Consider the following 9866-nt stretch of genomic DNA (forward strand, 5'->3'; position numbering starts at 1 on the left):
GCGGAGGCGGTCCCCCGCGCCCGCCCGGCGGCGGGCGCGGAGCTGCTCGCCCGGCTGCGCGCCCACCCGGGCGTGGAGGTGCTGCCGATATACGCCCGGGGGGACATGGAGAAGGTCCCCCCGCGGCCCGACGGCCCGCCACCCGCGCCGTACGTCGTCGAGTGCGCCGGGCTGGCCCTCTTCCCCGTGCTCGGCCGCTGCCCCGGGGACGTCGACGGCAGGGGCGCTCGCGCCGTGGCGGGCAACTTCGCCCGCATCATCGGCGCCGACAACCCCCTCACCGTCGACAGGCTCCTTCCGCTGGCGGGCCCGGCCAGCCCGCCCGTCTCCTCCGTCGACGGGCTCGACCTGGCGGCCGTCGTGATCAGTACGCGCGATCCGGCGGCACTGGAACGGCTGCGCACCCTGCTGGCCGGTTACACCGTCGAAGCGCCGATGACCTTCGCCGAGGTCGCCCGGGTCAGGGCGGACCTGTACGTCCGGGCGGAGAACATCGCACTGGCCGTGATCGGGCTCACCCTGGTGGCCGGCGCCTGCGGCCTGGTTGTGGCGGCCGGCGGCGGCCTGGTGGAGCGCAGGCGGCCGTTCACGCTGCTGCGGCTGGCGGGCACGCCCACGCGCACCCTGGCCGCGGTGGTGCTGCTGGAGTCGGCGCTGCCGCTCGTGCTGGCCGCCGCCCTCGCGGCCGCCGCCGGTTTCGGCGTGGCCGAGCCGCTCCTCGACGCCCTCGCGATGAAGAGCGCGGCCTCCGCGATGCCGGGACCCGTCTACTTCGCCTCCCTCGGCGGCGGCCTGGCCGCCTCCCTCCTGCTGATCCTCACGACGCTGCCGCTGCTGCGGCGCATGACCGCGCCCGACAGCGCGCGTTTCGAATAGGAGCCCTCGATGAAGCTCAGACCACTCGTGATCGCGCTGGCGTTACTCGCCCCCGCCGGCGCGGCCGTACCCGCGGCGGAGGCGGCCGGCGGGAGTTACACGGCCACGATCCGGCGCACCGAATACGGCATCCCGCACATCACCGCCGGCGACTACGGCGGCCTCGGATTCGGGTACGGCTACGCCTTCGCCCAGGACAACCTCTGCACGCTCGCCTCCTGGGTGGTGACACTGCGCGGCGAACGGTCCCGCTACTTCGGCCCGAAGGCGGAGTCCGACGACCCGGTCAAGCCGGTCGTCAACCTCGCCAGCGACGTCTACTACAAGAGCGTCGCCGACTCCGGCGTCGTGCGGCGGCTGCTGGCCCGGCCCGCACCGGTCGGCCCGAGCGACGAGCTGCGCCGCCTGGTCGACGGCTACGTCGCCGGATACAACCGCTACCTCGCGGACACCGGCGTGGCGAACCTGCCCGACCCCACCTGCCGGGGCAAGGCCTGGGTCGGCCCGATCACCGCCACCGACATGTGGCACAACCTCCTCGACTTCACCCGGATGGTCTCCAGCACCGCCCTCAAGGAGGCCATCACCGGGATCGCCGGACCCGAGGACGAGGGACCTCCGGGGGACAGGCCGCCGCAGCCCAAGCCGGCGGCGGGCAGCAACGCCTGGGCCCTGGGCCGTCAGGCCACCCGCGGGGGCGGCGGGATGGTGCTGGCCGACCCGCACTTCCCCTGGCAGGGCATCCGCCGCTTCTACCAGGTCCAGCTCACCATCCCCGGCGTGCTCGACGTCTCCGGCGGCAGCCTGTACGGCACGCCGGTCGTCCAGATCGGCCACAACGCCAGGGTCGCCTGGACCCACACCGTCTCCCACGCCCAGCGCTTCACCGTCTACCGGCTGGCACTCGCGGACGGCCACAGCTACATGGTGGACGGCCGGGCGGAGCCGATGGGCGAGCAGGAGGTGGAGGTCACCCTGCCGGACGGCGCCGTCTCCGCCCACACGCTCCTCACCTCGCGCTACGGCCCGGTGCTCGCGGTCGGGCGCACCGACGAGGCCGCCTACGCGCTGGCCGACGCGAACGCCGCCAACCTGCGGGCGGCCGACGAATGGCTGGCGATGGCCAGGGCGGGGAGCGTCGACGAGCTGCGCGCGGCCCAGCGGACCCACCAGGGGATGCCGTTCGTCCACACCCTCGCCACCGACGTGAGCGGGACCGCCTACTTCGCCGACGCCTCGGTCGTCCCCCACGTCAGCGACGCCTCGGCGAAGCGCTGCGCCAAGCCCTCGCCCGTTCCGGGCCTGGACGCGTACGTGCTGGACGGATCGACCTCCGCGTGCCTGTGGGGCAGGGACGGCGACGCCGTCGTGCCGGGCATCTTCGGGCCCGGCAACCAGCCGAAACTGATCCGCGCCGACTACGTGGCCAACTCCAACAACACCTACTGGATGACGAACCCGGCGAAGCCGCTCACCGGTTATCCCAAGGCGTACGGCGAGACGGGCACGGACCTGGAGCCGCGCCCCCGGGTCGGCCTCGACATGATCGCCCGGCGGCTGTCCGGGACCGACGGGCTCGGCGCGCCCGGATTCACGCTGGAGACGCTGCAGGCCACGGTGCACGGCAAGCGCAACCTCACCTTCGAGCTGATGCGCGACGACCTGCTGAAGATGTGCCGTACCGACTCCCGGGCGGACGTCCGCGAGGCCTGCCGGACGCTGGGGAAGTGGGACGGGCGCGCCACCCTGGACGGCGAGGGCGCGATCCTCTGGCGAGAGATCTTCACCCGGCTCGGTCATGCCGCGTGGCGGGTGCCGTTCGACCCCGCGCGTCCGCTGACCACCCCTCGCGGGCTCAAGAACGACCCGGCCGTACGGCAGGCCCTCGCCGACGCCGTGCTGTTCTTCCGGACCAACGGGATCCCGCTGACGCTCACTCCCGGGCAGGCCCAGAGCTACTCCTCCATCCCGATCCCCGGCTGCACCGAAGGGGAGGGCTGCTTCGACCGGGTGCGCATGCGCGGACCGCTGAGCGCGGACGGACGCTACCCGGAGGTGGACACCGGCTCCAGCTTCATGATGGCCGTCGAACTCACCCCCGGTGGGCCGCGTACGCGCACCGTCCTCACCTACTCCCTGTCCGCCAACCCCGCCTCGCCGCATCACACCGACCAGACGGCCCTGTTCTCGCGCGGCGGTTGGGTCACCGAGCGCTTCACCGCCGAGGAGATCGCCGCCGATCCGCGTCTCACGACCGTCACGGTCCGTGGAGGCGTTGACGCGGGCAAGTAAGCACTCTTTGCCCCAAAGGTGGATATTGCGGGTTATGCTCTCGCTCACAACCGCCGTGCGGGGGCCTCGGCGATCTCTGACGTCTTCGACGGAGGCCGGATGAGAATCGACGACCGCACCGCAATGGGGCTGAGCAAGCGCGAGAGCGAGGTCATGGAGCTGATCGCGACCGGTCACTCCAATGGCGAGATCGCCCAGCGGCTGTTCCTGAGCGAGAAGACCGTGAAGAACCATGTGAACCGCATCTACGCCAAGCTCGGGGTGGAGTCGCGGGTCACGGCGATCTGCCGCTGGCGCGGCGAGGCCGAGCCCTCCTCAGGACAGTGACCGGCCGGCTCCGAGCAGAGCGGCGCGCAGTCCGGCGAGCCCGTACTCGAGCTCGTCGGGCTGGACGGACAGGGCGGGGCGCAGCCGCACCGACCGTTCGCCGCAGCGCAGCACCAGGATCGCGTGCTCCTCCCTGAGCCGGGCGACCAACCCTCCGGGGTCGGGGACGTCGAAGGCGCACATGAGCCCGCGTCCGCGGGCGTTGGCGACCAGGCCGTCGGCCTCCAGTCCCCGCAGGGCGCCCAGCAGCTTCTCGCCCAGGATGGCCGCCCTGGGGATCAGGCCGTCCCGTTCGATGATCTCCAGCAGGCGGCGGGAGCGGACCATGTCGACCAGGCCGCCGCCCCAGGTGGAGTTGATCCTGCCGCTCACCCGGAACACGTTGTCGGGCACGAGGTCCACCCTGCGGCCCGCCATGATGCCGCCGACCTGAACCTTCTTCGCGAAGGCCACGATGTCGGGGGCCAGCCCCAGCTGCTGGTAGGCCCAGGGGGTGCCGGTCAGGCCGACGCCGGTCTGCACCTCGTCCACGACGAACAGAGCCTCGTACTCGTGGCAGAGCGCCTGCATCGCCTGGAGGAACTCGGGGCGCATGTGGTTGTCGCCGCCCTCGCCCTGGATCGGCTCGGCGATGAAGCAGGCGATGTCGTGGCGGAACCGTTCGAACGCCTCTCTGGCCTGCGCCAGCGCGCGCTTCTCGGCCCGTTCGACGTTCCCGAGGTGGATGGCGGGAACGTCGATGCGCGGCCAGCAGAACCGGGGGAACCTGTCGGTCTTGACCGGGTCGGTGTTGGTGAGCGAGAGCGTGTAGCCGCCGCGGCCGTGGAAGGCCCGGGTGAGATGGAGGACGCGGGTGCCGAGGCCGGGGTGGCGGCCGTGGGCCTCATTCCAGCGGCTCTTCCAGTCGAAGGCGCACTTGAGCGCGTTCTCCACGGCCGCCGACCCGCCTTCGACGAAGAACAGGTGCGGCAGTTCGGGGTCGCCGAGCACGCGCCGGAACGTCTCCACGAACTCGGCGAGGTGGACGGTGTACATGTCGGAGTTGGCCGGCTTGTTGGCCGCCACCCGGCCGAGCAGTGCCACGAACTCCGGGTCGCCGGCGAACGGGTTCACCCCGAGCGGCGACGACGCGAAGAACGTGTAGAAGTCCAGATACCTCCGGTCGTCGCGGGCGTCGACCAGCCAGGAGCCCGCGCTTCTGTCCAGGTCGAGCACCAGACGGTAACCGTCGACGAGCAGGTGCCGGGCGAGGGCGTCGTGTACGGCGGTGGGGTCCATTTCGCCTCCGCGTCATACTGGGAAACGAGATGATTCCCTCACAGACGGCCATCTATGTGAATAGTTTTCGTCCAGATAGCACCTATGGAGGACATCTTTCAGTCCGCAAGGGTAGGTTCGGCGTCTTGAGAAGCTCATTACGGGCGGCCTGCGGGTGAACGTGATTCCCGAAAGGCTGGCCCACAACCAGATCTGGCCACGGTGCGCGCCCGCGACGAGGCCGCGGCTCACGACCATGGGATGACGTTTCGGAACCATTTGTGTACCTTTGCTTCAGATTCCGTAACCCGAAACGGATTCAGCGATCTTTTCTGAGGCAGGGATGATGATCGACCGTACTCGCCTGGCCCGGCTCCTCGACCGCGAGCGCGGCGCGTTCCGGGAGCGCAACCCGCGCTCGGCCGCCGCGTACGAGCAGGCGAGAGGCCACCTGTTCGGCGGCGTGCCGATGACGTGGATGAACAAGACGGCGGCGGGCTTCCCGCTCTACCTGGCCGAGGCCCGCGGCGCCCGCGTCACCGACCTGGACGGCCACGAGTACGTCGACCTCTGCCTCGGCGACACGGGCGCGATGGCGGGACACTCGCCCCGGGCCACCGTGGAGGCGGTGGCCGACCGGTTCGGCCGGCTGGGCGGTGCCACGGTCATGATGCCGACCGAGGACGCCGCCTGGGTCGGCGCCGAGCTGGGCCGGCGGTTCGGCCTGCCCTACTGGAGCTTCTCGCTGACGGCCACGGACGCCAACCGGTGGGCGATCCGGCTGGCCAGGGCGATCACCGGCAGGCCCAAGATCCTCGTGAACAGCTACTGCTACCACGGCAGCGTCGACGAGGTGCTGATCGTGGTCGGCCCGGACGGCGAGCAGGTCTCGCGGGAAGGCAACGTCGGCGCGCCGGTCGACCCCACCGTCACCTCGCGCGTCGTCGAGTTCAACGACCTGCCCTCGCTGGAGCGCGAACTGGCCTACGGCGACGTCGCGGCGGTCCTCATGGAGCCCGCCCTCACCAACATCGGGATCGTGCTGCCCGAACCGGGTTACCTGGAGGGCGTGCGGGAGCTGACCCGGCGATACGGCAGCCTGCTGATCAACGACGAGACGCACACCCTCTCGGCGGGCCCGGGCGGCTGCACGAAGGCCTGGGACCTGCACCCCGACATCGTCACGATCGGCAAGGCGATCGGCGGCGGCATCCCCAGCGGCGGATACGGCCTGTCCGCCGAGGTCGCGGCGCGCATCGAGGCGATGGAAGGCCTCGACCTGGTCGACATGGGCGGCGTCGGCGGCACGCTGGCCGGCAACGCCCTGTCGGTCGCCGCGATGCGCGCGACGCTGGAGCACGTGCTCACCGACGACGCGTTCGCCGCCATGACCGAACTGGCGACCCGCTTCGCCAAGGGCGTCCAGGAGGTGATCGACGCGCACGGCCTGCCGTGGTCGGTCACCCGGCTCGGTGCGCGCGCCGAGTATCGCTTCACCAGCCCCGCGCCCCGCAACGGCGGCGAGTCGAACGCGGCCGGCGACCCCGACCTGGACGACTACCTGCACGTCTACCTGGCCAACCGGGGCGTGCTGCTCACGCCGTTCCACAACATGGCGCTGATGTCGCCCGCCACCACCGAGGCCGACGTGGATCTCCACCACGAGGTGTTCGCCGCGGCCGTGGCGGACCTCGTCTCATGACTCTCGACGAGGTCGACAGGGTCCTGCTGCGCGAGCTGCAGCGGGACGGCCGGGCCTCCTACACCGCGCTCGCCGAGGCCACCGGCCTGTCGGCGCCCGCCGTACGGCAACGTGTGCAGCGGCTGCGCGACGAGGGCGTCGTGCAGATCGTCGGCGTGACCGACCCGATGGCGCTGGGCCTGCCGGTCATGGCGCTGATCGGCGTCCGCGTGGACAGCGACGTGCACGAGGTCGCCGACCGGATCAGCGAGCTGTCCGGCGTGATCTACGTGGTGCTCACGGCGGGCTCGTTCGACCTGTTCGCCGAGGTGGTGTGCCGGGAGCCGGCCGAGCTTCTCACCGTGCTGAACGACCACGTCAAGCGGGTGCCGGGCGTCACCCGGGCCGAGGCGTTCACCTATTTCGGGATCCACACCCACCGGTTCGCCTGGCCCGGCGTGTGAGGGTTCACAGGGCCCTCAGGAACCGCGCGGCGATGGGCACGGCGGCGCCACGGCCGGTGCCGCCGTGCTCGACGAACACGGCGAAGGCGAGGTCACCTCGATAACCGATGAACCAGGCGTGGTCCTGCCCGCCCTCCCAGTCCTCGGCGGTGCCGGTCTTGCCCGCGACCCCTTGGGGCAGCTCCGACCCGGCGGCGGTCCCGTCGACCGTGACCGCGCCCATCAGCGAACGCAGTCCCTCCGCCACGTTCGACGGCAGGGGCACGCTCTGCGGCAACTCCCCCTGCGACGCGTCGTCCGCCAGCGGGCGGGCCGGCCGCCACTCGCCGCTCTCCACGGCGGCGGCGACCAGCGCCATGCACAGCGGGGTCGCCTCGACCGTGCCCTGACCGAAAGAGTCCTCGGCGAGCGCGTCCGGGTTCTCCGGCCGCCGCAGGCTGCCGCACGTGCTCGTGCCGGCGCTCTCCCCCGGCACCCCGAAGCCGAACGCCCTGGCCTGGTCGACCAGCGTGTCGCCGCTCAGCCGCTCGATCGTCAGCCGGGCGAACGTGGTGTTGCACGACAGCGCGAACGCCTGCCGCAGCGTCACCGTCCCGTGGCTCTCGTTGCGGTAGTTGGGGATCGACCGGTGCATCGGGATCTGGTAAGCCGCCGGGCAGTCCACCGTGCTGTCCGGAGACAGGCCGTTGCCGAGCAGCGCCGCCGCCGTGATCGTCTTGAACGTCGAGCCGGGGGCGTACTTGCGCTCGAACGCCGCCCGGCCGCCCAGCCGGTCGGCGACCGCGAGGATCTCCCCCGTCGACGACCGCACGGCCACGATGGCGCCGCGCTGCACGCCGTCGAGCGCCCGGGCCGCCGCGGCCTGCGTCGCGTAGTCGATCGTGGTCCGTACGCCGGCCGGCCGCTTGTCCGGCTTGTAGGACAGGACGGTCTTCGTCGGCAGGCCCGGATTGTCTACCTCCAGCGTCCACCCCACGGCCACGCCCGTCGCGGGCGCCACTCCCTGGTTCACCAGGTTCTGGAGGTACGCCTCGGCGCCCGAGTTACGCGGGAACTCCCGCCCGCCCCTGGTCACCGGCTGCAGCGGTCCCACCTCCGGCGCGGTCCTGACCAGACTGCCGCCCGGCTGGATCTCCGGATGCAGGACGGCCGGCGTCCAGAGCACCTTCCAGGTGAGGTCCCGTACGGCGAGATGCAGGCTGGAGTCGAAGCGCCAGGGGCCGGCGTCCTGCTCGTCCCGCTCCTGCGTGAACGGGATCTCGGCCGTCTCGTCCCCGGTGCGGACCATGTCGCCGACCGCGATCCGCAGCGAGCGGGACAGAGCGGCGTCCTCGAACGCGCGGTGCTGATCCGCGAAGTCGCCGGGGGGCTCGTCGACCAGATCGCGCATGGCGTCGTAGTCGCCCTTGACCCAGGCCTGGAAATAGGCGGCGGCCGTCTCGTCCGGAGAGCCTTCCGGTGAGCCCGCGGGGGACGGCTCGGGAGATGACTCGGGGCGGAGCTGGAGCGTCTGCGGGCCGACGGGTGCGAGTGTCCCCCGCGGCGCGGCGACGAAGTCCGAGCCCGTCCCCTGCCTGCCGGACACAATGAGTCCGACAACGCCGAAGACGAAGATGGCCGCGGCGACCATGACGAGGGCGAGCAGGGCCCTGTTCCGCATACGGTTCTCATATCACGCGAAAGGAGTCATAGGTGGCAAGGAGCAGAGAACCGTTGCCAGGCCGCTACCCGGTGACCTTCGGCGAGGTGGAGCTCCTGCGTGACCTCGACCGGCCGGACGGATGGATGTTGATCAGGGACGGCGTCCCCCAGTCGTACGTGGACCTGACCGATCCCACCTATCTGGACTTCTCCTACACCCAGCTCATGGCGAGCGTGATCGACTGTTTGCCCGAAGGCCCGCTCGACGCCGTCCACATCGGTGGCGGGGCCTGCACGATCCCGCGCTACGTCTCCGCCCGGCGGCCCGGTTCCCGGCACATCGTCGCGGAGCCGGACGCCGCGCTGGTCCAGCTCGTGCGCGACCAGCTCAGCCTCAAGTCGGTGCCCCGGCTGAAAGTCCGGGTCGTGGACGGCCGCGCGGCGACGGCGGACCTCGGGGACGACTCGGCCGACCTGTTCGTGCTCGACGCGTTCTCGGGCGCGACGATGCCGGTCGAACTGGCGACCGTCCAGTACATGGCGGAGATCGCGCGCGTACTGCGCCCCTCCGGCACGGCGCTGATCAACGTGGCGGACGGCAAGGGCCTGCCCTTCGTCAAGCGGGTCGCCTCCACGGTGAGCCGCGTCTTCCCGCATGTCGCGCTGCTTGCCGAACCCGGCATCCTGCGCGGGCGCAGGTTCGGCAACGTCATCCTGGCGGCCTCGCCCGGCGACCTGCCGATCGAGGGACTGACCAGGAAGGCGGCCGGCGGCCTCACGCAGGCCCGGTGCGTGGCGGACGAGGACCTCACCCGGCTGGTCGCGGGGGCCGCTCCCATCCGCGACGGCGACGCCGTCCTCGCCCCCGTCCCCCCGCCCGGCCTGTTCGAGTAGCCGACGCCTCGTGGAGATCACCCTGGCGAATCGCGCGCTGCTGGGCCGCTGGCGGAGGGCGGCAGGCACGCGATCGGTGATCCCGCCGAGGACCTGGCGGCCGTCGACGCCGGCTACGGCACGCGTTTCCTGCATCGGGTGCTCGCGCGGGGCGGCTGGTCGGACAGCACGATGACCACCCGCATCACCACGATTCGCGCCACCTTCGCCCTGCAGCAGGCCCTGTCCGCGCAACTGTGGTCACGGCATCCGCCCCCCTCGCCTCGTGGCCGTCATCCGCGCACCCGTCTGGTCCGGGCCGGGTGGTAGGTGAAGGCCCAACGGTCCGTGCCGGCCTTGCGGCGGGTGTAGCGGTCGGGGTGCTGGTAGCGGTCGCGGTTGTGGAACTGGCAGGCCGGGCCCAGCAGCTTGAGGTCGGTCAGGCCGCCGGTGCT

Annotated in this window: 8 protein-coding genes; 6 read left to right on the top strand and 2 right to left on the bottom strand. The window is 71.7% G+C overall.

Annotated elements, in window-relative coordinates; genetic code table 11:
* From AB0J39_RS35275 to AB0J39_RS35285, 3 genes are all read left to right on the top strand, one after another.
* A partial coding sequence (locus tag AB0J39_RS35275; protein ID WP_363472771.1) for an FtsX-like permease family protein occupies positions 1-876 on the top strand: 876 nt, incomplete at its 5' end.
* A gap of 9 nt (positions 877-885) precedes the next feature.
* Entirely contained in the window at positions 886-3168 is a 2283-nt protein-coding gene (locus AB0J39_RS35280; RefSeq protein WP_363472774.1) for a penicillin acylase family protein, read from the top strand.
* Between the two features lie 99 nt (positions 3169-3267).
* A complete protein-coding gene (locus AB0J39_RS35285) occupies positions 3268-3495 on the top strand; it encodes a response regulator transcription factor (protein ID WP_363472777.1) in 228 nt (75 codons plus the stop codon).
* On the opposite strand, the gene lat is transcribed toward AB0J39_RS35285, so the two are convergent.
* Entirely contained in the window at positions 3484-4773 is a 1290-nt protein-coding gene (lat, locus tag AB0J39_RS35290) for an L-lysine 6-transaminase (protein WP_363472779.1), read from the bottom strand. The genes AB0J39_RS35285 and lat overlap by 12 nt on opposite strands.
* A 325-nt stretch (positions 4774-5098) precedes the next feature.
* Between lat and AB0J39_RS35295 the strand changes: the two genes are divergently transcribed.
* Both AB0J39_RS35295 and AB0J39_RS35300 read left to right on the top strand, forming a co-directional pair.
* A complete protein-coding gene (locus AB0J39_RS35295; protein WP_363472782.1) occupies positions 5099-6454 on the top strand; it encodes a transaminase in 1356 nt (451 codons plus the stop codon).
* Positions 6451-6897 carry an Lrp/AsnC family transcriptional regulator gene (locus tag AB0J39_RS35300; RefSeq protein ID WP_169986619.1) on the top strand — a complete coding sequence of 149 codons (447 nt, stop codon included), beginning with the start codon at positions 6451-6453 and terminating at the stop codon, positions 6895-6897. Before AB0J39_RS35295 ends, AB0J39_RS35300 begins: the two co-directional genes overlap by 4 nt.
* Before the next feature lie 4 nt (positions 6898-6901).
* Here the strand turns inward: AB0J39_RS35300 and AB0J39_RS35305 are convergent, their stop codons facing one another.
* The gene (locus AB0J39_RS35305) at positions 6902-8557 is read right to left on the bottom strand and encodes a penicillin-binding transpeptidase domain-containing protein (protein WP_363472785.1); all 1656 of its coding nucleotides are present in this window, start codon (positions 8555-8557) and stop codon (positions 6902-6904) included.
* A gap of 32 nt (positions 8558-8589) precedes the next feature.
* Between AB0J39_RS35305 and AB0J39_RS35310 the strand changes: the two genes are divergently transcribed.
* Entirely contained in the window at positions 8590-9432 is an 843-nt protein-coding gene (locus tag AB0J39_RS35310) for a fused MFS/spermidine synthase (RefSeq protein WP_363472787.1), read from the top strand.
* Positions 9433-9866: the final 434 nt, after the last annotated feature.

The organism is Microbispora sp. NPDC049633 (genome assembly GCF_040675265.1).
GTDB classification, from domain to species: Bacteria; Actinomycetota; Actinomycetes; order Streptosporangiales; family Streptosporangiaceae; genus Microbispora; species Microbispora maris.

Coding starts and splice junctions, on each gene's coding strand:
- AB0J39_RS35280 (WP_363472774.1), top strand. CDS start 886: ATGAAGCTCAGACCACTCGTGATCGCGCTGGCGTTACTCGCCCCCGCC.
- AB0J39_RS35285 (WP_363472777.1), top strand. CDS start 3,268: ATGAGAATCGACGACCGCACCGCAATGGGGCTGAGCAAGCGCGAGAGC.
- lat (WP_363472779.1), bottom strand. CDS start 4,773: ATGGACCCCACCGCCGTACACGACGCCCTCGCCCGGCACCTGCTCGTC.
- AB0J39_RS35295 (WP_363472782.1), top strand. CDS start 5,099: ATGATCGACCGTACTCGCCTGGCCCGGCTCCTCGACCGCGAGCGCGGC.
- AB0J39_RS35300 (WP_169986619.1), top strand. CDS start 6,451: ATGACTCTCGACGAGGTCGACAGGGTCCTGCTGCGCGAGCTGCAGCGG.
- AB0J39_RS35305 (WP_363472785.1), bottom strand. CDS start 8,557: ATGCGGAACAGGGCCCTGCTCGCCCTCGTCATGGTCGCCGCGGCCATC.